25 protein-coding genes are annotated in these 21,660 nt (G+C 35.7%); 2 read left to right on the top strand and 23 right to left on the bottom strand.

The window, feature by feature from the left end; all coding sequences use genetic code 11:
- Nucleotides 1–2 precede the first annotated feature (2 nt).
- Genes nuoK (HY04AAS1_RS03835) through fabD form a run of 22 tightly spaced genes read right to left on the bottom strand, consistent with a single transcriptional unit; the run spans nucleotide 3 to nucleotide 18,483 of the window.
- The gene (gene nuoK, locus HY04AAS1_RS03835; protein ID WP_012513804.1) at nucleotides 3–335 is read right to left on the bottom strand and encodes an NADH-quinone oxidoreductase subunit NuoK; all 333 of its coding nucleotides are present in this window, start codon (nucleotides 333–335) and stop codon (nucleotides 3–5) included.
- Entirely contained in the window at nucleotides 328–849 is a 522-nt protein-coding gene (locus HY04AAS1_RS03830; RefSeq protein ID WP_012513803.1) for an NADH-quinone oxidoreductase subunit J, read from the bottom strand. The genes nuoK (HY04AAS1_RS03835) and HY04AAS1_RS03830 overlap by 8 nt, the downstream gene beginning before the upstream one ends.
- Complete coding sequence (locus HY04AAS1_RS03825) at nucleotides 842–1,468, bottom strand: NADH-quinone oxidoreductase subunit I (protein ID WP_012513802.1); 627 nt, start codon at nucleotides 1,466–1,468, stop codon at nucleotides 842–844. Before HY04AAS1_RS03825 ends, HY04AAS1_RS03830 begins: the two co-directional genes overlap by 8 nt.
- Nucleotides 1,469–1,472: 4 nt before the next feature.
- On the bottom strand, nucleotides 1,473–2,519 hold the full coding sequence (gene nuoH, locus HY04AAS1_RS03820; RefSeq protein ID WP_012513801.1) for an NADH-quinone oxidoreductase subunit NuoH: 1,047 nt from the start codon (nucleotides 2,517–2,519) through the stop codon (nucleotides 1,473–1,475).
- A complete protein-coding gene (locus HY04AAS1_RS03815) occupies nucleotides 2,516–4,231 on the bottom strand; it encodes an NADH-quinone oxidoreductase subunit D (RefSeq protein ID WP_012513800.1) in 1,716 nt (571 codons plus the stop codon). Before HY04AAS1_RS03815 ends, nuoH (HY04AAS1_RS03820) begins: the two co-directional genes overlap by 4 nt.
- On the bottom strand, nucleotides 4,231–4,602 hold the full coding sequence (locus tag HY04AAS1_RS03810; RefSeq protein ID WP_012513799.1) for an NADH-quinone oxidoreductase subunit A: 372 nt from the start codon (nucleotides 4,600–4,602) through the stop codon (nucleotides 4,231–4,233). Before HY04AAS1_RS03810 ends, HY04AAS1_RS03815 begins: the two co-directional genes overlap by 1 nt.
- A gap of 5 nt (nucleotides 4,603–4,607) precedes the next feature.
- Nucleotides 4,608–6,089, bottom strand: coding sequence for an NADH-quinone oxidoreductase subunit N (locus HY04AAS1_RS03805; protein ID WP_012513798.1), 1,482 nt, complete (start codon nucleotides 6,087–6,089; stop codon nucleotides 4,608–4,610).
- A gap of 3 nt (nucleotides 6,090–6,092) precedes the next feature.
- Complete coding sequence (locus tag HY04AAS1_RS03800; protein WP_012513797.1) at nucleotides 6,093–7,598, bottom strand: NADH-quinone oxidoreductase subunit M; 1,506 nt, start codon at nucleotides 7,596–7,598, stop codon at nucleotides 6,093–6,095.
- A complete protein-coding gene (gene nuoL, locus HY04AAS1_RS03795) occupies nucleotides 7,599–9,500 on the bottom strand; it encodes an NADH-quinone oxidoreductase subunit L (protein ID WP_012513796.1) in 1,902 nt (633 codons plus the stop codon).
- Nucleotides 9,500–9,796, bottom strand: a complete 297-nt coding sequence (gene nuoK, locus HY04AAS1_RS03790; RefSeq protein WP_012513795.1) for an NADH-quinone oxidoreductase subunit NuoK — start codon at nucleotides 9,794–9,796, stop codon at nucleotides 9,500–9,502. Before nuoK (HY04AAS1_RS03790) ends, nuoL begins: the two co-directional genes overlap by 1 nt.
- Nucleotides 9,789–10,286 (bottom strand): NADH-quinone oxidoreductase subunit J, encoded by a 498-nt coding sequence (locus HY04AAS1_RS03785; RefSeq protein ID WP_012513794.1) that lies wholly within the window; start codon nucleotides 10,284–10,286, stop codon nucleotides 9,789–9,791. The genes nuoK (HY04AAS1_RS03790) and HY04AAS1_RS03785 overlap by 8 nt, the downstream gene beginning before the upstream one ends.
- Nucleotides 10,274–10,882: an NADH-quinone oxidoreductase subunit I gene (locus tag HY04AAS1_RS03780; RefSeq protein WP_012513793.1), complete on the bottom strand. Its 609-nt coding sequence runs from the start codon at nucleotides 10,880–10,882 to the stop codon at nucleotides 10,274–10,276. Before HY04AAS1_RS03780 ends, HY04AAS1_RS03785 begins: the two co-directional genes overlap by 13 nt.
- A gap of 10 nt (nucleotides 10,883–10,892) precedes the next feature.
- Nucleotides 10,893–11,906: an NADH-quinone oxidoreductase subunit NuoH gene (nuoH, locus tag HY04AAS1_RS03775; RefSeq protein WP_012513792.1), complete on the bottom strand. Its 1,014-nt coding sequence runs from the start codon at nucleotides 11,904–11,906 to the stop codon at nucleotides 10,893–10,895.
- Nucleotides 11,903–13,663: an NADH-quinone oxidoreductase subunit D gene (locus HY04AAS1_RS03770; protein WP_012513791.1), complete on the bottom strand. Its 1,761-nt coding sequence runs from the start codon at nucleotides 13,661–13,663 to the stop codon at nucleotides 11,903–11,905. The genes nuoH (HY04AAS1_RS03775) and HY04AAS1_RS03770 overlap by 4 nt, the downstream gene beginning before the upstream one ends.
- A 1-nt stretch (nucleotide 13,664) precedes the next feature.
- A complete protein-coding gene (locus HY04AAS1_RS03765) occupies nucleotides 13,665–14,198 on the bottom strand; it encodes an NADH-quinone oxidoreductase subunit B (protein WP_012513790.1) in 534 nt (177 codons plus the stop codon).
- Nucleotides 14,199–14,223: 25 nt separating this feature from the next.
- Nucleotides 14,224–14,571 (bottom strand): NADH-quinone oxidoreductase subunit A, encoded by a 348-nt coding sequence (locus tag HY04AAS1_RS03760; protein WP_012513789.1) that lies wholly within the window; start codon nucleotides 14,569–14,571, stop codon nucleotides 14,224–14,226.
- 19 nt (nucleotides 14,572–14,590) lie between these two features.
- A complete protein-coding gene (locus tag HY04AAS1_RS03755; RefSeq protein WP_012513788.1) occupies nucleotides 14,591–15,790 on the bottom strand; it encodes a methionine adenosyltransferase in 1,200 nt (399 codons plus the stop codon).
- Complete coding sequence (gene rpsU, locus HY04AAS1_RS03750) at nucleotides 15,790–15,993, bottom strand: 30S ribosomal protein S21 (protein ID WP_012513787.1); 204 nt, start codon at nucleotides 15,991–15,993, stop codon at nucleotides 15,790–15,792. Before rpsU ends, HY04AAS1_RS03755 begins: the two co-directional genes overlap by 1 nt.
- 42 nt (nucleotides 15,994–16,035) lie before the next feature.
- On the bottom strand, nucleotides 16,036–16,542 hold the full coding sequence (locus tag HY04AAS1_RS03745) for an HIT domain-containing protein (protein ID WP_012513786.1): 507 nt from the start codon (nucleotides 16,540–16,542) through the stop codon (nucleotides 16,036–16,038).
- A complete protein-coding gene (locus tag HY04AAS1_RS03740; protein ID WP_012513785.1) occupies nucleotides 16,542–16,874 on the bottom strand; it encodes a thioredoxin in 333 nt (110 codons plus the stop codon). The genes HY04AAS1_RS03745 and HY04AAS1_RS03740 overlap by 1 nt, the downstream gene beginning before the upstream one ends.
- 14 nt (nucleotides 16,875–16,888) lie before the next feature.
- The gene (locus HY04AAS1_RS03735; protein ID WP_012513784.1) at nucleotides 16,889–17,563 is read right to left on the bottom strand and encodes a 2Fe-2S iron-sulfur cluster-binding protein; all 675 of its coding nucleotides are present in this window, start codon (nucleotides 17,561–17,563) and stop codon (nucleotides 16,889–16,891) included.
- Nucleotides 17,560–18,483 carry an ACP S-malonyltransferase gene (gene fabD, locus HY04AAS1_RS03730; protein WP_012513783.1) on the bottom strand — a complete coding sequence of 308 codons (924 nt, stop codon included), beginning with the start codon at nucleotides 18,481–18,483 and terminating at the stop codon, nucleotides 17,560–17,562. The genes HY04AAS1_RS03735 and fabD overlap by 4 nt, the downstream gene beginning before the upstream one ends.
- An 81-nt stretch (nucleotides 18,484–18,564) precedes the next feature.
- Between fabD and HY04AAS1_RS03725 the strand changes: the two genes are divergently transcribed.
- Nucleotides 18,565–19,752 (top strand): phosphoglycerate kinase, encoded by a 1,188-nt coding sequence (locus HY04AAS1_RS03725; RefSeq protein ID WP_012513782.1) that lies wholly within the window; start codon nucleotides 18,565–18,567, stop codon nucleotides 19,750–19,752.
- Nucleotides 19,749–21,257: a bifunctional ADP-dependent NAD(P)H-hydrate dehydratase/NAD(P)H-hydrate epimerase gene (locus tag HY04AAS1_RS03720; protein WP_012513781.1), complete on the top strand. Its 1,509-nt coding sequence runs from the start codon at nucleotides 19,749–19,751 to the stop codon at nucleotides 21,255–21,257. Before HY04AAS1_RS03725 ends, HY04AAS1_RS03720 begins: the two co-directional genes overlap by 4 nt.
- On the opposite strand, the gene HY04AAS1_RS03715 is transcribed toward HY04AAS1_RS03720, so the two are convergent.
- The gene (locus HY04AAS1_RS03715; RefSeq protein WP_337954095.1) at nucleotides 21,211–21,660 is read right to left on the bottom strand and encodes a hypothetical protein; all 450 of its coding nucleotides are present in this window, start codon (nucleotides 21,658–21,660) and stop codon (nucleotides 21,211–21,213) included. The two genes, HY04AAS1_RS03720 and HY04AAS1_RS03715, sit on opposite strands and share 47 nt — an antisense overlap.

Raw genomic sequence — 21,660 nt, 5'->3', positions numbered from 1 at the left:
CTTTACCCCTTCAAATCTATAATTTCGTTTACGTTTTCTGCTTTTCTTAATCTAAATAAAGAAAGTATAATACCAAGACCAACAGCTGCTTCGGCAGCAGCTAAAGCTATTGTAAAAAGGGCAAAAATCTCTCCATCTATAAGATGATTTAGCCTATCTATGCCAACAAAGGCTATATTTACAGAGTTTAACGCTAACTCCAAAGACATTAGAATGGTAATAAGGTTTTTTCTAACCATCATGCCAAAAAGTCCTATTCCAAGAAGTATAAATGATAAAATAAAATACTGACTTACATTTTGAACCAACAATTTGCTGGCAATCGTTTCAATCATACGTTTTCTCCTCTTTTCTACCAAGTAAAATTGCCCCTATCATACTAATAAGCAAAAGCACAGACATGAGCTCAAAAGCCCAAAAATATGTGCTAAATAGTTTAATACCAATTACCTCAGCATTTCCATAGTTTTTTGTTATAGTTTCTATAATTTTATTTTTAGTTATAGAAACACCAGATATTCCTACTATAAACGCTTCTACATAGAGTAATGCTATAAAAGGAAGCACTGTAACGCCTATTAGTCTATTGTGCTGTTCGTTTTTATGTAGTTTTCTCCAAGGAACTGCTGTTATGATAAGTATGTAAAAAACCGCTATAGCTACAACGTAAACCATTAGTTGAAGAGCTCCCAAAAGTTCAGCACCAGCGCTAAAAAATATTCCGCTTATTGCTATTAAAGCTCCTAAAAGCCATAAAACCACGTATATTGGATTTGAGGCACTAACGACACCTAAACCACATATTATGCTTATACCACCAAATAGATAAAAGGCAATTTGATTAAGCATTGTCCACCTTTTTAAGATTTAATTTGTTTTCTCTCCAAAGGACTTGTCTAGTGTCATCGTCTATCCATATACGGTCTAGCTCGTGCTCTCTCATGTTTTGCCAAGATCTACCTATAGCTTCAAGCTTTTCTAAGTTTAAAATAGAATCTTTTCTTGAAAAAGAAGCTGTTTCGTGTATATCGCTTTGGAATAAACAATCTACTGGGCAAGCATCCACGCACAAACCACAAAATGTGCAAAGCATAAGGTTCATGTTGAATACAGATACGACTTTTTTACCGTTTTCAAGTTTTTGACCATCTATCTCAAATAAGTCTGGTACTGGACAAGCTTTTTTACATAAATAGCATACAACACATCTTGACTTGCCTGGACGAGGCTCTATCTTCATTCTTTCTACCCACTCATCGAAAGCCGGCTGAGGTTCTAAACCGTTTACCGTTTTGTGGCCAAAAAATCCCCTAAATCTTTTGGGAGGTGTCAATTTTTCATAAGGATAATGAGTAGTTATAGTCTTTGTAAATGCCTGTTTGATAGTGACAGACATACCTTTTATAAAATCCAAAAAAAGTATAGTTTCTAAAAAGTTTAAAGGTTTTTCAAAAACTTTCTTTATCATAATCCTAACCTCTCAACAAAAGTGCTATGAAGGCAGTTATAAGTATATTAAAAAGCGCCAAAGGAAGCATTACCTTCCACGCTATCGTCGTTATTTGATCTATTCTATACCTTGGCAATGTCCAATGAAGCCAAAGTACAAGCAAAAACAAAATTGTAACTTTTATTATAAACCAAATAAAACCAGACCATGATCCCAAAAAGAAAAGAGGATCTATAAACCCTATAAAAGGTATATTTACAGGGCTCCAACCACCAAGGTAAAGCACTGTTAGTATAGAGGATAGAGAAAGCACTTCTACATACCATTCCACCAGAGGAAATAACCCAAATTTCATACCACCGTACTCTACGGTAAAGCCAGTTACAAGCTCAGCCTCTGCTTCTTGAATATCAAAAGGTACTCTTCCGGTTTCTGCTAAAAGCGCAAAAACAAATACTACAAAAGATATAGGTTGTAAGAAAATGTACCAAACCTTCTGATGGATTTGAGCCATTACTATATCGTAGGTAGAAAGAGACTTTGCCAACATAATAGGTCCTAATGCTGCAAATGTGATTACCACTTCATAGGATATGATAATGCCAGCTTTTCTAAGGGCACCTATTAAAGCGTATTTGCTATTTGAAGCCCACCCAGAAAGGGCTACTCCATATACCGCCAAAGACCCAAAAGCAAACGCCATTATTATGCCTATATTTACATCTGTAAGTATAGGTTTTATATCGTAACCAAAGACGTGAATTTCTGGTCCAAAAGGCACCACCGCAAACACTAAAGAGGCTGGTACCAAAGCCATAATGATAGCAAGGTTATAAAGTACTTGATTTGCAGAAGAGGGTAATATATCTTCTTTGGTTAAAAGCTTAATACCATCTGCCAGAGGCTGTAAAAGTCCATGCCAACCTACTACCATTGGGCCTGGGCGTCTTTGAATGTGAGCTGCCACTTTTCTTTCTACTAGTGTAAGATAAGCACCTATACCAAGTATTATCGCTAGTATAACCACTACTTTTATAGCTATTATGATACCTAAAGCTACTATGCTCATCTATCTACCTCTCCAACCACAGGGTCAAGACTTGCCAATATGGTAACGGCATCTGCCACATACCTATTTTCCATAAGATGAGGATATACGCAAAGATTATAAAAAGAGCCTGGCCTTATCTTTACTCGGTAAGGTTTTAAACCACCTTTTGAGTTTATATAAAATCCAAGTTCACCTCTTGGGTTTTCTCCTGAAGAATAAATCTCCCCAACTGGCACTTTCAAGCCTATGCCATCCAAAGTAAGTCTTAGTTTTTTAGGATCTTGAGATTCTGCCATAAAAGGCTCGTTTGGTGACATGGTTTTTAGCTTTTGAACACATTGTTCTATTATTCTTATGCTTTGCTTCATTTCTTCTATACGGACAAGATATCTATCGTAGCAATCGCCGTTTTCTCCCAAAGGTACATCAAATTCTACCATACCATAAGCATCATAAGGCTCTAACTTTCTTATATCGTAAAATACACCAGAACCTCTTGCTACAGCGCCCGTAAGCCCATAAAAATATATGTCTTCTTTAGTTAAAACCCCTACATTTTTGTTTCTTTTAACCCATATTCTGTTTCTGCTAAGTATTTTCTCCCAGTCTTTTAGTTCTTTTGGGAAAAATTTAATAAACGATTCAATAACCTCCAAAGCTCCTTCTGGTAAGTCCATTCTCACGCCACCTATCCTTGTATAAGATATGGTGAGCCTTGCTCCTGTTATGCCTTCTATTATATCCATTATTTTTTCTCTTTCTTTAAAAGCGTATAAAAATATAGTTAAAGCACCCAAATCAAGAGCGTAGGTTCCAAGCCAAAGAAGGTGAGAATTTATACGTTGTAACTCAGACATCATAGTTCTTATGTATTTGGCTTTTATTGGTACAATATCTTCTATGCCAAGAAGCCTTTCTACCGCCACTGTCCAAGCTTGATTACTACAAAGAGCAGATATATAGTCCATTCTATCTGTATATACCAAAAATTGTTGATAAGGTTCGTGTTCTGCCAACTTCTCTACGCCTCTATGAAGCTGACCTAGTATAACATCTGTTTGTACTATACGTTCTCCTTCAAGGTCAAACAAAAACCACATAGTACCGTGAGTACCCGGATGAAGAGGACCCCAGTTTAGTACCACCTGAGCTTTCTTTTTTATCCTATTTTTTTCTGTGTATTCCAAGTCTTTTAGCGTAGGTACATATGTGTGTGTGCGTCTATAGTTCATAGTATTAGAAAGATTGTCTCCAAAAACAGTTTCGTTTAAAGATGGTAGCTCTACTGTTTCATAACCTTGTAATGGAAAATCTTTTCTTAACGGATGATAGTTATAGGTGTCCCACATGAAAGCCCTTACTAGATGTTCGTGACCCTCATAGTTTATGCCAAACATATCGTAACATTCTCTTTCGGCCCATTTAGCTGCAAACCATAACTTTTCTGCACTTGGTAACGAATGCTCAGTTCTAGTCTTTACCGCTATACGTTCTTTTGTATCAACATTGTATAGTATATAAAAAGCCTCAAAACGGTTTTGAGCTTCCAAAGTATCTACTACAGAATGGTCTAAGAAAAGTTTAAAGCCAAAGTCTTCTTTTATAGCTTTTAAAGTATTGATAAGTAATTCTTTTTGTACATAAACTATAGATAATAATTTATCTTTTTTAACTTCTACATAAGGCAGCTTAGCTTTTATTTCGTTTAGAGTCTTTTCACTTGCTTGCATCACAAACTCTCCAAATCAAACTGCCAATCAAGAGCCTCTTTTTTCCAAGCGTACACCAAACCAAAGGTTAAAATCAAAAGAAACAAAAACACTTCTATAAAACCAAATATACCAAGGTAATTATAAACAACAGCCCAAGGAAATAAATAAGCTACTTCTATATCAAATAGTAACAAAAGAAGACCTAATATATAATATCCTTGGTGAAATGTGGTTTGAGCGGTATCGTCGTAAAGAGGAACACCGCATTCGTATGGATAGGTTTTGTAAGGCTCTTTTTTCTTAGGTCCTAAAAGCCAATTCAAAGATATAAGTATAACGCTCAACCCAAGCATAACCGCCAAAAGTGATAAAAGACCTATATAAGCCATACAAATCACCTCAAGTTTGCTATTTTAAATAAAAATTCTGAAATATTGCTAATACCGTTCCAAAGCACAAATGGTAACATTCCAAGCGCAAAAGTAAGAAAAACCAAAAGGCCTATGGATACATTTTCTAATATATCATAATGTGGCTTAAAGTGAATCTCTACATCTTTCATAAACATGAGCACCACAATCCTTACATAATAACCAGTAGATATAGCTGTAGCTAATATTAAAACAAATCCAAGCCAATATATATTTTTAATAGCAAGCCCCAAAAACACTAAAGCTTTACCTACGAAGCCTATGGTTGGCGGAATTCCTAGCAATGCAAATATAAATACTGCAAAACTTATACTCAAAAAACCAGTGTTTCTATACAATCCACCTATTTCAGAAAGTTGATTGTTCCATTCATCAGATTGCTCTAACACACTTAAAACCAAGAAAGCACCGAGTCCCATTATACTGTAGACAAATACAAAATATATTGCCGCCTTTAAGCCCATGCTAGAGTTAGAAGACAGTACAGATAGTATGTACCCGCTATGGGCTATTGAAGAGTAAGCTAAAAGTCTCTTTAAATCGCTTTGTACTAAGGCCAAAGCATTACCAACTATCATGGTTATAGCAGCCAATATACTTACAGATATCATCCAAGAAGAATATAAATATTGATTTACATAAGGCACTAATCTTAATAAAGGTATAAAAAATGCCAGCTTACCAGCGGAGGCCATGAAACCTGTTATAGGAGTAGGGGCTGCGGTGTAAGCGTCCGGAAGCCAAAAGTGAAACGGTATTATACCGATTTTTATAGCAAAAGCCAACAAAAACAAGATCATACCTACTATAAGATAAACTGAATTGGTGTCGTTGTAAGAAAACATAATGGCTCTTATATCTAAGGATTTAGAAGCCCCGTACATGAAGGCTGCACCATAAAGAGCTATTATTATGCTTATACCACCTATTATAAGATACTTATAAGCACCTTCTTTTGATATAAAAGACCCCCTAAAAAGAGCTGTCATTATATAAAAACTGATGGATACCATCTCAAGTGATACGTATATTACAATAAGATTGTAAGAAGAAGAAAGTGTCATCATGCCTAGCAAACTAAGAAAAGTTATGTAATAAACTTCGTAATAAAATGTATTTTTTTTGTTCATGTAAGTGTGTAAAAATGGTAATACCATCAGCGTGAGAACTATCTCAAAAATTTTAGAAAACATACCAAGAGTATCTATAGTATAAGTACCAGAGAATACGTCTTTGAAAAATGCATTTTTAAATGAAAAACTAAGCATAGATAAAGCCAAAAACAAAATGGATATCCATAAGAAAATCCTCTTCTTTGTTTCTGAGTTTTTCATAACGATATCTAATAAAAATAATACGAATGCACCAATGAACACCGTTATTTCTGGAAGTAAGTATTTAAACTCATATAAGTTTGTAGAGCCCAATAGAAGCCTTATATCCATAGACTACCTCTTAATCATTCCAACAATATGAAGCATGTTTGATATAGAAGCATCAAAGATGTTAAAAAATAAGAATGGGAAAAGGCCTATGGTAAACATTAACACCACAAGGCTGAGCATAACTGTTAATTTTATACCTCTTATATCTGTAAATATGAGAAAAGAACCTTCGGTTTTGCCTTCCAAGAATAAGTTTCTAAGAAAATAAAGCATGTATATAGCGCTAAAGAATGCGCTAACTATAACTATCAAAGCTAAATCTAAGCTATGCTCTTTTGCAGACACTATGGTTAAAAATTTACCCCAAAAGGAAGAACCACCGGGCAATCCCATTGCAGAAAAACCAGTAAGGGCTACAAGTATTGAAAAGATAGGCATATATCTAACAGAACCAGCTATCGTTTTTGTATTAAAAGAGTGCAGTCTATTGTATATAAATCCAGCTATCATAAATAAAGATGCGCTAGAAAATCCATGAGCCGCCATCTCCAACACAGAAGCTCTAAAACCTTGAAAGTTTAACATAAACATAGCTGCAACTATAAAACCCATATGACTAACAGAAGAATAAGCCACAAAGCGCTTTATGTTGTTTTGGGCTATAGTCATCCAAGAGGCGTAGATTATTGTTAGAATACCTATAAACACCATCACAAGCCAAAGGTGTTTGGCAGCTTCTGGGAAAAGACCTATATTAAATCTCAAAAAGGCGTAAGAACCCATCTTTAAGAGTATAGCTGCCAGCACTACAGATCCAGCTGTAGGAGCCTCGCCGTGTGCATCTGGAAGCCATGTGTGAAATGGTACCAGAGGTGTTTTAACTGCAAAAGCTATGAAAAACAGTAAAAATAAAAAGATTTGTTCATTGAGTGGAAGATGCAAATGTACGAGTGTTGGATAAAATGCGTTGAAATGACCAGTTTGCTTAAAGCTATCGGCGGATAAAATCATTATACCAAACAACAAAAACAAACTAGAAATAAAAATATATATGAAAAATTTGTAAGCAGAATAAAGTCTTAATTTATAGCCCCAAACCCCTATTACAAATATCATGGGTACTAGTGTAAGCTCATAAAATATATAAAATAATATCAAATCCCAAGCTGTGAAAACTCCTATTAGGAACGTGGTGGTCAACAAAAACATAGAATAATACTCTTTTAATCTGCTTTTAATTTGAATATCTTTTACTGACCAAGCTATTGCTAAAAAAGATATAAATGTAGAGAGTATGTAAAATACCTCTGATAGACCATCTACACCAACTACATAGGAAATGCCAAGCTCTTTTATTATAGGATAATTCTCATATAGATATATATTTGACAAATGAGAGAAATCAAGAAACTTAAGAGTATACAAAGAAATAAGAAATGTAACTAAAGAACCAATAAAAGCTATTGGTTTTGTAAATTTTTCAGGAAAAAATATTATTAAGATAGTCGTTACTATAGGCACCAACATCGAAATACTTATAAGTCCAGAACCGTTGGTAATGTATTCCATCTACAACCTCATGCCTTTTATGATAAGTCCTAATATTATCACAATTCCTAAGAGAATGACAAATATATATTGATTTAAATATCCGCTTTGAATTATCTTTAATTTCCTACCAAAAGAAAAAGTCCATATGACAATCTTATGTAATATTATATCTATAAACCTTATATCTATAAATTCCCAAACAAACCTTACTAAAATCATAAATACTTTTGCCACCCCATTTACAAACCCGTCTATTATTATACGGTCTACTGCTTTATATACAAGCCTTGATATAGCAAGGTAACCTTTTGCTATTATGTTGTGATAGATATATTCTGTGTAAAACTGGGACTTCATAAGAGTATGTATAGGTTTAAATAGTTCATAAAGGATATTTGGATCCACAAACTTTTTGACATACAAAAGATAAGAAAGAGATATGCCTACTATAGCCACTGTGATACCATAAATAGAATGTGCTAAGAAAGAAAAAGGTGCTTCTATAGGACTATTCATATAGGAGAAATAGTTCCAAAGCAAAAACCCACCCATAAGCGATAAAAAGCTTAGTATAAGCATTGGAAAGCTCATTATAGGTTCCACTTCGTGAGGTTCTTCATGGTAGTGTCCTTCTCCTAAGAACACCACAAAAGCTTCTCTGGTTATGTAATAAGCTGTAAGCAAAGATGTAATGAGTATTAAAGTAGCTACAAGTGTATTTTTATCCATTATTAAAGATACTATGGCATCTTTTGAGAAATAACCGGCAAAAGGAGGAAAACCAGAAAGTGCTAAAGCACCTATCATAAAAGCTCCAAATGTAATAGGCATGTATTTCTTGATACCGCCCATCTCAAATATATTCTGAGTATGATGATGAAGCCCTGTTATCACAGCACCGGCTGCTAAGAATAAAAGAGCTTTAAAGAAAGCGTGTGTTGTAAGATGAAATATAGCTGCTGTTGGAAATCTCATACCAAGGGCTGTAAACATGATTGCCAACTGGCTCATGGTAGAAAAAGCTATTATCTTTTTTATATCATCGTGTACTGTAGCTACCAAAGCCGCGAAAAGCATTGTAACAACACCTGTTATTGTTATGTAGCTAAGCGTTGTCGGAGATAAAGAAAATATTGGATAAAGTCTCGCCACCATATAAACACCTGCAGCCACCATGGTAGCAGCGTGGAGAAGAGCTGATACAGGAGTTGGACCGGCCATTGCGTTAGGAAGCCAGGTATGAAGAGGTATTTGCCCTGATTTGCCTACAGCACCACCAAAAAGAAGAAGCGTTGCTAATGTAATACCAGGAACATAACTGGCATTCTCAAAAAGTTTTGGCAACGACAACGTCCCAAACAACCAAAAGGTGTATATGATGCCTAAAATAAAAGACCAGTCTCCTATTCTATTCATTACAAAGGCTTCTAAGCTTGCCTTTGTAGCAAACTTCTCTTCATGAAAGTACCCTATCAAAAGATAAGACGCAAGACCAACGCCTTCCCACCCAAAGAACATAAGTATAAGAGAATCCCCCAACAGTATAAGAAGCATTGAGAACAAGAATAAGCTAAAGTATGCAAAGAATTTAAACGTCCAGTTGCCAAAAAGATACCTCATATAGCCTATTGCGTATACAAATATAACACTGGCTACAAAAGTAACCGTAACTGTAGTGGTAATAGATAGCTTATCTATATATATGCCTATGTCTACGGATGTGTTTGATATCGGTAAGAATTTGTAAAATACTATATCTTCAGGACCTTTCATAGAAAGCATGGTGATAAGAGCCACTATAAAGCTCAGTACACCAGCACCAGCGTTTATTACACCTGAGGCAAAATCACCTATACGTCTTCCAAATAGTCCTATCGTTATAAAAGATAACAGTGGGAAAAGAAGTATTAGAGATTGCATCAATCCCTCAACTCCGTTATTTCTTCAGAAGCTTCATAACCTTTTAACCTAAAAATAGATACTACCAAACCAAGACCTATAGCTACCTCTGAGGCTGCTACAGTCAAAACTATTATGCTCATGACCTGAGCATCGACTTTTCCTAAAAAATGAGACACCGATACTAAAGAAATGTTTACGCCGTTTAGCATAATTTCGGTGGCTACCAACATAGTGATTAAGTTTTTCCTTATTATGATACCAAAAATACCAATGAATACAAGCACTATACCAAGAAGCAAATAGTATTTATCCATTGGCTTTCTCCTTGCCAAATATTATAGCACCTATCATAGCTATTAACAAAATAAATGATGCCAATTCAAAAGGCGCTATATACTTTGTGAAAAGTACTGTTCCAAGAGCGCTTACATTGTCTTTTGGTAAAGGCTGTCTTAAATTAGAAAACCTTGAGCTTATAACAAGGTAAATTGAAGCTCCTATCGTAAATAAAAAAGCTGGTAATGCAAATACAAACTCTTTTTTATAAAAGCCTTCAAACATTTTAACCTTTTCCCAAGGTATAGTAGTTATGACTAATACATAAAAAACCACTATAGCTACTGCGTATATGACAAGCTGCAAGCCAGCGAGTAAGTCTGCTTTGAGGGCAAAAAAAGACGCCGCTACAGATAAGATAAATCCAAGAAACCATACCATAACGTGTATTGGGCTTTTAACAAGAATAGCTCCCAAGGCACTCACAATAGCTATAATGGAAATAACCACGAACACTAAAAGTTCCATTTCACCTTACCCCAAAGAGTTTCTCTTTCTTTATCGTCTCGCCATATTCTATCCGGCAAGTTTCTAACTACGGTTGCATTTGTAGCCCCTATTTTTTCCATATCATCCATATGAATGACAGCTTGGGATCTTCTATAAACAGCCATTTCATGGATATCTGACATCGTGAGGCATTCTACCGGGCAAGCATCCACGCATAATCCGCAAAATAGGCAGTTTAAGAGGTTCATATCAAATCTTACCACTTTCTTTGTGCCATCTGGCATTTGCACTGCCTCTATCCTAAAAAGAGTAGGCATAGGGCATGCGGTCTGACACATATAGCAGGCTACACATCTTGATTTGCCCTTCTCAAAAGACATAAATCCTTCTATAGCTTTTAAAGAAGGTGGTTCTTGTCCATCGTAAACAAAATGTCCATGCTTACCTCTAAACCTTTTTGGCGGAGTTATCTTCTCTTTTGGATATTGGGTAGTAATAGGTTTTCTTAAAAGATTTTTCATAGTTATAGTTAAACCTTTTATAAAATCTAAAAACAAAACACTTTCTAAAGGTCCTAAACTGTCATCCCTTCTTAGTCTCTTAATCTTTATCATAAAACTAACCTCATCCTTTGAAGTAAATAAAAAATGCAGTTCCTATAAGGTTTATTATAGAAATTGGTAGAAGGTACTTCCAGGCAAATTCCACCACATCTTTTGCTTGATATCTAGGTAATGTCCAATGCACCCATAATACGAAAAACAACAAGCCAAAGGTTTTTGCTAAAAACCAAATAAAGCCAGAGAAAGGACCAAATATGTGTGGCCCAGCCCAGCCTCCAAAATAAAGCACCGCCATTATAGCACAAAGGGCCAATACATTAAGATACCACTCTGCTAAAGGAAATATACCAAACTTCATCCCACCATACTCTACGTTGTAACCTGTCACAAGTTCAGCCTCGGCTTCTTGGATATCAAAAGGCACCCTACCAGATTCCGCCAAAAGACAAAACAAAAACAATATAAAACTTACAGGCTGATATACTATATACCATACACCGCTTTTTATCTGAGCGTTTACTATATCAAACACGTTCATGCTACCAGCAAGAAGTATTACGCTTAAAGCTGCAAAACCAAGCACCACTTCATAGCTTACTATTAGAGCAGCTTTTCTTAAAGAGCCTATGAAAGCGTATTTGCTGTTGGAAGCCCATCCCGCAAAGAGCGTACCGTAAGCAGCCATAGAACCCATAGCAAATACATATAGAATTGCTATGTTTAAATTTGCCACTATCGGTTTTACTTCGTGTCCCAGGATTTTAAAAGAAGGACCAAAAGGTACCACTGCAAAGAGCATAATAGCTGGCACCAAAGCCATCATGATAGCCATATAGTATAGTTTTATGTCTACTCCTCTTGGGATTATTGGAGCTTTTGTCATAAGCTTAAGACCATCTGCTAAAGGCTGCAAAAGACCAAAAGGCCCCACAACGGTAGGACCTCTTCTTGCTTGCAAGTGACCTGCAAATTTTCTTTCATACCACGTAAGATAAGCCCCAAGTCCCAACGTAACAGCCAATACCACTAAAATCTTTATAGCTGTCACTATTGCTGTAAAAATAATATCATTCATCTGTCAGTCTCTCCTACTACAGGATCTATACTACCAAGAAGAGCTACGGCATCAGAAATTGTGTGTTTATATATAACTTTTGGAAATACTGACAAGTTGTAAAAAGAGCAAGACCTTATTCTAAGTCTATAAGGGGATGATTTACCTATTGAATATATATAAAATCCAAGTTCACCTCTGGGATTTTCCCCGGATGAATAAACTTCTCCTTTTGGTATATTTTCGCCGTGTACCACAATCCTAAAAGATTTCACCATGTCCTCCAAATCGTCGAATACATCTTCTTTTGGAGGTATCACTGCTGGGTGCTTTTTATTTACATATGGTTCGTTTTCTGGCATCTTTTCTAAGGCTTCTATACATTGTTCTACTATGCGAGCGCTTTGATACATCTCTTCCATTCTTACTAAATATCTATCGTAAACATCTCCAATATCACCAACTGGTATATCAAAATCCACCAAGTCGTAAGCGGCATATGGATCTATCTTTCTCATATCATAAGCTACTCCAGATCCTCTAGCCACAGGGCCAGTAAGACCATACTGATAAACATCTTCTTGAGTTATAACTCCCACGTCTTTGGTACGCTTTAACCATATTCTATTTCTTGTTAAAAGCCCATGATACTCTTTTAACTTTGAATAAAAGTCTTTCGCAAAATACTTTGCTACTTCCAGTGTACCTTTTGCCAAATCGTAATGTACCCCTCCTATCCTCAAAAATGCCGATGTTAATCTAAAACCTGCGTTACCTTCTATTATATCCATTATTTTTTCTCTTTCTCTAAAAGCGTATAAGAATACAGTCAAAGCACCAAGATCAAGTGCTCCTGTACCAAGCCATAGAAGGTGTGAGTTTATACGCTGAAGCTCTGCAAACATTGTTCTTATATATTTGGCTTTTAAAGGAACCTCTATGTTGGCAAGTTTTTCTACAGCTTGTACGTAAGAAAGCTCGTTGCAAACTGCAGATAGATAATCCATTCTGTCTGTATAAGGTAAAAATTGAAAGTAGTGAAGATTTTCTGCTATCTTTTCCATTCCTCTATGAAGTTGACCCAATATAACATCAGTTTGTATAATATGCTCACCCTCAAGATCAAACAAAAACCACATGGTACCGTGCGTACCTGGGTGCAATGGCCCCCAATTTAACACCAGTTGACCCTTTTTAGTAATTCTTGATTTCTCTGTTTTTTCTATATCTTTCATGGTAGGTACATAAGTGTGCATTATCTCATAGTCATGAGAAGGCGGAAATATATTACCTTCTAAAACTTCAATTAAGGAAGGCAATTTCTGTTCTGCTATACCACCAAGTGGGAAATCTTTTCTCAGTGGGAAGTATTTGTAGTCTTCCCACATAAACATCCTTTTAATATCTTCGTGACCTTCAAATTCTACGCCAAACATGTCGTAAGCTTCTCTTTCGGCCCATTTGGCACCGGCGAATATTTCTTTTGCAGTTGGAAGTTTATTTGATTTGAACCATACTTTTATAGCTAGCCTTTCAAAAGTATAAGGATTTACAAGTATATATTGCCCTAAAAACCTATCTTTTTCTTTAGGGAAATCTATTACGTGAAAATCTATAAAGTATCTGAAATCCTCAATATCCTTTAAGTGTTTTAGTATGCTTGTAATTTCTTGATTATCTTCTACATTTATGCAAACAAAGTTTGGTTGAGTATCTATGCTTATCTTTCTAAAAGTGTGCTTTATTCTATCTAAGGTCTGTGAAGAGGCCCAAGGCATGTTATACTCCAACGCCGTTTAAGAGTTCTGGCGATAAATCTTTCTTAAACTCTTCGAAAGCTTTTTCGTATCTTGTCACTTTTTTCTCTCTGATTTTTCTTTGTAATTCTAAAAGCCCGTAGATTAACCCTTGAGGGGTAGGCGGGCATCCTGGTATATAAACGTCCACCGGTATAATACGGTCAATACCTTGAAGTGTAGAATAAGTAGGGAATGGTCCTCCTGCAGAAGCACATCCACCCATAGATATACACCACTTTGGTTCTGGCATTTGATCCCATACGAGTTTTAACATAGGCGCCACTTTATTTACAACTGTACCTGCTACTATCAAGACATCGGCTTGTCTTGGAGAGGCTCTAAATATCATTCCCAACCTATCTATATCAAATCTTGACGCAGCGGCATGCATCATCTCTATAGCACAGCAAGCCAAACCTATTGTTACAGGCCATAGGGCGTTGCGTCTACCCCATGAGAGCAACTCATCCACCGTAGTGGTAATAAAACCGTTGCCATTTATACTAGAAGCCATACTTCACCTCACAAACAGAAGTTTTTCAAATCTGCCATTTTAGAGCGCCCTTCTTAAGAGCATACAAAAACCCTATAATAAGAACACCTAAAAATATTACGGCTTCCACTAGGCCGTATGCACCTATCTTTCTAAATACAACGGCCCATGGAAATAAGTAAGCCGCTTCTATATCAAACAGTATCAATAAAAGCCCAAATAAATAATAACCTTGCTTCAAAATTGGTCTAGCAGAATCATCATAAAGGGGTACGCCGCACTCGTATGGATAGCTGTTGGTTTTACGCCTTTTGAAATTTAAAATTTCATTTAAAAATGTCATTACAAACGCTATAGTCAAAGATATCAAAAGAAGCGCCACCAATCCTATCATAAGCTACCCCTAAAAGTTTTTAAGCTACGGAAAACTCTTTTTCCAAGAAAAGCTTCCAAGTATTAGGCATTTTTTCAAGCTCTTCTTGTGCTATTTTTTTAACAGCTTCTTTATCGAAGCTGTTGCCTTTTTTTCTTACTTTTACATCACAAACTTGAGGCTCGTTTATAGGTTTACCTATTTGAGATACCATATAGCAATATGCTTCTTCGACTCCTTCAACTTCTTTTACAACTCTACTGGCTATTATATTGGCTACCACGTTGTATATTTTTCCAATGTGAGAAACTGGATTTTTACCAGCAGCAGCTTCCAACGACATTGGTCTATATGGGGTTATTAAGCCGTTGGCTCTGTTGCCTCTTCCCACTTGGCCATCATCCCCTTGTTCTGAAGATGTGCCGGTTACAGTGATATAAACAGATTCATTTTCTATATCGTCTGCGGTATTTACAAATACGTTAACGTTTTTATTGGTATATTTTTTGGCATTTTCTAAAACTAAGTTGGTTATAGCTTCTTTTTGTTCTTTGTATTGGTTTATATTTTTCACGTATTTGTCTACAAAAGCTGCTGAAACAGTAATTCTTATGTTATCTTTTATTCTAACACCCATTACCTTTATATCTTCCCCTACTTCTGGGTGCTTATTCTTGATCTCTTCAGAGTTTAAAAGCTTTTCAGTGTAAAATACGATATTTTCAAGCTCGGAAAAAGGCGCAAACCCTACCCCAAAAGAAGTATCGTTTGAAAGAGGCACTTCACCTTTTTTTTGGAATCTATCAAAAAGTTCTACCAAATCTTTGCTTCCTGGTTTTATACGTGTTTGGAGGATAATATGCTTACTAAAATCCAAGTTTCTTATATGTTTTTTAAGCCAGTTGTGAGCAACGTCTATGGCTAACTCGTCAACCGGGAATTCTTTTCCATCTATTTCTCTTAAAGCCCTTCCTACCAAGAATATCTCTATGGGAGATATAACTTCGCCACCACCAAATTTAGACTGGGCTTTACCACCCACTAAAAGAGCTTTGTCTACGTTGTGGTGCATTATAGCGCCTAACTCTTTTATATATAGTTTTGAAAGCTCAACGGAGAGCTCTTCCGCTAAAGAATCACATATTGTATCTGGATGACCTATGCCTTTTCTTTCAACAATCTCTGCTTCCTGCAGAGAAACCTTATCAAAAGTCATTTCAGAAACTACTATGAAGTCCATCAGAGCGCCACCCTCTTTTTTTTCATGGCTTTTAAAAGTCTTTTTCTAGCAGCACGTTCTTTGCGCTTCTTTTTCTGACTTGGTTTTTCATAAAATTCGCGTCTTTTTAATTCGCTTAAAATACCTTCTCTTTCCACCACTTTTTTGAATCTTTTCATAGCCTTTTCAAAAGATTCAGAATCTCCAACTATTACTGTAGCCAAACCAATAACCTCCTTACATAAAATTTTGGTTTAAACATTATATTAGCTAGCTATACTTTTGTCAAGTAATTTGTGAAAAATTGGTGAAAGTCTAACATAAAGGTCTTCCAAACTTTGGGATAACACTTTTGTACCAAATATTGTAGGCATAAAGTTTGTATCTCCGTTCCAGCGAGGTACTATATGCTGATGTATATGAGTTTCTAAACCAGCTCCGGCACTCCTTCCTATATTGTACCCTATATTAAAACCATCCGGTTTTAGTAGCTCCGTTAAAGCTTTTATAGAAATTTTAGTCATATAAAATATATCTTGCACAGTTTCTTCGTCAAGGTCTCCTAAGCTGTTTGTATGAATAAAAGGCGCTACCATAAGATGTCCAGAATTATAAGGGTATTTATTCATTATTACAAAGGTTTTTTTGCTTTTAACCAAAACAAGATTTTCTATTGAGGGTTCTGAATTACAAGCGTCACATAAAAAGCAGCTAGACTCTTTGCCCAAATTTTCTACGTAAGAACCTCTCCAAGGGGCCCAAAGAAGCTTCATTATTTTATCCTCAGCATCCTATTTATAGAAGCTTGTAACTGTTCGTCGGTGGGTGGATTTTCAAATCTATCCATCTCCATAGTTTCTGCAAAACATAATATAGAAGGCTCTGCCCAGAGTCCAAAGTCTTGCTGAGAATCGTTTTTTGTAGTATCAAGATAGTAAAATCCCATCTTGTCTCCATAAAGTTTTATATATTTTGCAATGGCTTCGTAAAATTCCTGATTTCTAGGGTTGTCGGGAGATGTTACTATAAGTATAGCTGGCGTATCAGAAGCCATAACCTTCTGGTATATGTCTTTATCCGTAACCTCTACCATATCTTTAAACATATTTAACCTCCATTTTAAAATCCAAAAAATAAGTCATTCTGAGGAGCTTGTATAAGCCCCTTGGATATTAGTATATCTTCTAACCTTTTTATAAGTGTTTCTGGCATAACAAACAAAGGACAAGCGTAGTTGCAGTTTTTGCAATGAGTGCAATGGTTTATAACTCCATCTACAAGTTTAGCATAATCTTTGTTTGTGTTTCTATTATCTTCAAGAAAACCATAAATCCTCGCAAACACGAAGGGCCCACCGAATTTTTTGTCTATAGGCATAACAGGGCACACGCTGTTGCATATAAAGCAAGCTATACAGTTTTTAGAATTTTCTATGCTTTTAAAATCAAAATACTGGTAATCTGAATTTTTAAAATCAACTTTAAGATTTTTATACATATCAAACCAGTGTTGGTGTTCTACCACTAAATCCTTTATCACTACAGCGTTATCCAAAGGCTCAAGCACTATGGTCTCATCTTCAAATTTGTTTAACCTCGTTTTACAAGCTAAAACATTTTTACCGTTCACTTTTAAAGCGCAGGTGCCACATATGCCAGCCCTACACATATGCCTGTAGCTAAGAGTTGGGTCTATCTCTTTTATTTTATGTAAAAGCTCTAAAACAGTTATATCTCTTGGTGCGTCTATCTCGTAAGATTGAAACGTATCGTACCTTTTAATACTCACTATCATAAAGCCTTTAATACATTTTCGGCATCTTGGAGTTTGTCCACATTGAAAACTCTTACCCTACTATCTATTTGAGATATAAGTTTTGATAGTACGTTTTTAGGTCCTATTTCCACGAAAGTATCTACACCTTGAGATATCATATATTCTACCGATTGATACCATTTTACTGACGAATAAATTTGTTTGTGTAGATTGTCTCTTATCTCATGCGCCATAGTGTGGGCTTTTGCATCAACGTTAGAAACAAGTGGAATAGTAATATTTTGGATAGGTGTTTGAGCAAGTTTTAATCTAAAGGCATCGGCTGCTGGTTTCATTAAAGAGCAATGAGAAGGCACAGATACCTTTAGCATTATGGCTTTACCACCCATGGATTTTGCTATTTCTATGGTTTTTTCCACAGCTTCTTTTTCTCCAGATATTACAGTTTGCTCTTTTGAATTGTAGTTTGCTGGCTCTACTACTCCTAGATCTTTAGCTTGTTGGCAAGCCTCTTCTACTTTTTCTGGAGGAAGCTTTAGTATGGCTGCCATAGCGCCTTTTCCTTCTGGTACAGCCTCTTGCATGTACTTTCCTCTTAAGTAAGTAAGCTTTGCAGCTTCGTAAAGATCTATACCTTTTGCAACCAATAGAGCTGTGTATTCTCCTAAACTATGACCTGCGACAAAATCTGGATCTTTGAGACCCATCTTTTTCAAAGATGCATATATAGCATAACTACAAGCAAGCAAAGAAGGTTGTGTATTTATGGTTTTTGAAAGCTCTTCTTCTGTACCTCTAAAAACTATATCTGTTATATTCTTTCTAAGAGCTTCTTCTACGCTATGAAATACGTTTGAAGCTTCGGAAAACTCTTTGTAAAAATCATAACCCATTCCAACGTACTGAGAACCTTGACCTGGAAATACGTAAGCAATCATGACAATATTATATTCAGTTTTAGAGTTTTTGTCTATAAATTTTAGTTATAATGAATAATATAAAATCATAGGAGGTTTTTTATGCCAAACAAAAAAACCATAAGAGATATTGATCTAAAAGGGAAAAGAGTTTTAGTAAGAGTTGATTTTAATGTTCCGATAGATAATCAGGGAAATATAGAAGATGATGCTAGGATAAGAGCAGCTATTCCAACTATAGAGTATCTTTTAGACGCTAAAGCTATCGTAATACTCATGTCTCATCTTGGAAGGCCAAAAGGTTTTGATGAAAAATATTCGCTAAAACCTGTAGCAAAGCGTCTTTCAAGGTATATACACAAAGATGTAGTGATGGCTCCAGATTGCATAGGTAAAGATATGGAAAATATTGTTAAAAACGCAAAATCAGAAGATGTTATAATGCTTGAAAATTTAAGATTCCACAAAGAAGAGGAAGAGTGTGATGAGGAGTTTTCGAAAAAGCTTGCTTCCTTGGGTGAGGTTTATGTATCAGACGCCTTTGGCACTTGCCATAGAAAACATGCTTCTGTTTACTGCGTGCCACAAATATTAAAGCCAGCTTGTATGGGCTTTTTGTTAGAAAAAGAACTTCTTTACTTTGAAAAAGCTATGGTAAATCCCCAAAGGCCAGTGGTGGCGTTTTTAGGTGGTGCTAAAGTATCGTCAAAGTTAAATGTTATAAAAAATTTATTAAAAAGAGTAGATAAGATGTTTATAGGTGGGGCGATGGCTTTTACATTTATAAAAGCTATGAGATATGATACAGGTAAATCTCTCGTAGAAAACGATCTTATAGATGTTGCAAAAGATATTATAGATATATCTAAGAAGCTTGGTGTGAAATTTTATCTTCCTGTAGATTTTATAGTGGGTAAAGAGCTATCTGATAATACACCTATAAAGACAGTGCTTTGGCAAGAAATACCTCAAGACTATATGGGACTAGATATAGGGCCGGTTTCTATAAGTTTAGCGAAAGAGCTTATAGGCACAGCCCAAACAATAGTGTGGAACGGACCTATGGGAGCTTTTGAATATGAAAGGTTTAAAGATGGTACTTTAGAAGTGGCTAGAGCTATAGCCCATTCTCAAGCTCTCTCTATAGCCGGTGGTGGAGATACAGACCATGCCATTATAAGGGCTGGGGTTATAAATGCTATAGATTTTGTATCCACTGGTGGTGGTGCATTTTTAGAGCTTTTGGAAGGAAAAGAACTACCTTGTATATCTGTCTTAGACGATAAATGATATATATACTTACACCTGAGGAGATGGCTCTTGCGGACAAATGCACCATAGAAAAAATTGGTATACCTTCTTTAGTTTTAATGGAAAACGCCGCAAGGGCTGTGGCAGATTTTGTGCTTAGTTTAAAGCCAAAAAGCGTTTTAGCGGTGGTAAGTACAGGCAACAACGGGGCCGATGCTTTGGCGTGTTTAAGGTGGCTTTTGCAAAAAGGTGTTAAATGTGATTTTATAGTTGCTAAAAGCTCAAAAACCACAGAAGAGTTCAGGATTCAGCAATCTATTTTAGAAAATCTAAATATAACAGCTCTTGATGATTTTCCTAAAGAAACGTACGATGTTATAATAGATGGGCTATTTGGTACAGGCTTTAGACCACCTTTAAAAGATGAGTTTGTACCTTATATAGATTTTATCAACAGCTCTTCATCTGTGGTGGTTTCTGTGGACATTCCATCTGGTATACCTTCTGATAAGTTTGTAAAAGCCAATTATACAATAACATTTGCTTACCCAAAGACTTACCATATTCTTTATCCCTACTCAAAATATGCAGGCGATATATATGTAAAGGATATTTCTATACCTTGTGCCTGTGTTCCAAACAAGTCAAGAGTTTTATTGAGCGTAAAAGATGTAAAGCCCCTTATACCAAAAAGGGAACTAGATACCAACAAAGGTAACGAAGGCAAAGTGCTTTTAATAGGTGGAAACGGGCCATACATAGGGGCTGTTAGTATGAGCGCAAAGGCAGCTACTATGGCTGGGGCTGGACTTGTTTATGTAGGTATACCAAAAGAGCATATGACAAGCGTTTCTAACTATCTCATAGAGCAAATAAAAATACCCCTTCCATCAAAAGATTATTATATAGAATCTATCGAAGCTATAGATTTAGAGCAATTTGATACTATAGCCATTGGAATGGGTTTTGGCATTTATGAAGAGGGTTTTAAAATTATAGAGTATATACTAAATCGCTTCAACAAACACGTACTGTTGGATGCGGACGCTTTAAACATTATCTCCAGATACAAAGCTTTAGAGCTTTTAAAAAATGAAAATATCGTTATTACACCTCATATAGGTGAATTCTCAAGATTAAGCAATATACCAAAAGAAAATATCATAGAAAATCAGATAGATTTATCTTATGAATTTCATAAGAAGTATGGCTGTTCTTTGATTTTAAAAGGTGCTATAACTACCATAGCTACAGAAGATAACGTTTATGTATCTACAAGAGGCACTCCAGCTATGGCAAAAGGTGGCACCGGAGATGTCTTAAGTGGTATGTTAAGTGCTTTTTTATCAAAAATGCCTATATCAAAAGCTTTGAAACTAGGTGTATTCTTACATGGTGTAGCCGGTGAGATAACTGCAAAAAAATCTCATATTGAGGCTTTTAGTACGATTGATATGATAGCAAACATTAAAGAAGCTTTTAAATATATAGAAACGGCTAGAGATAACGAGGTATCTTGTCGTTTACATATTGAAAGTATGTGAGATGTCTAAGTAGTTTGTCTAAAGAGTCTAAAATAAAATCCCTTGAAAAAGTCTCTTCTAAAATAGATCTTTCTATATAGTTTGCAAGTCTTAAAATAAACTCTTGAACAGATAAGTTATCTATGTAGGTGTCCTCTATGAAGAACGGGACACCAGCTTCTAAATAAGGTATTGATAGACTAAACATGGAAAGCACTTCAGAGGAAACCAAAAATATGTGCTCTTTGGTATATTTGTCTATGTTTTCATCTATCATACCTATAAGTGTATAAGAAAGTCCTAGTGTATCCATGAAAAGATCGTAAACTGCATTCAAAAAATCGTAAGTGATCTTATTTTGATTTATAAGCAAAACGCTCATAGCCTTTTGTTGCTCTTTTAGATTGTGCTCTAGGCGTTCCAT

It is taken from the genome of Hydrogenobaculum sp. Y04AAS1 (assembly GCF_000020785.1).
Classification (GTDB): Bacteria; Aquificota; Aquificia; order Aquificales; family Aquificaceae; genus Hydrogenobaculum.
Note: the sequence above shows the minus strand (reverse complement) of the source record. Positions and strands in the feature narration are given on the sequence as shown.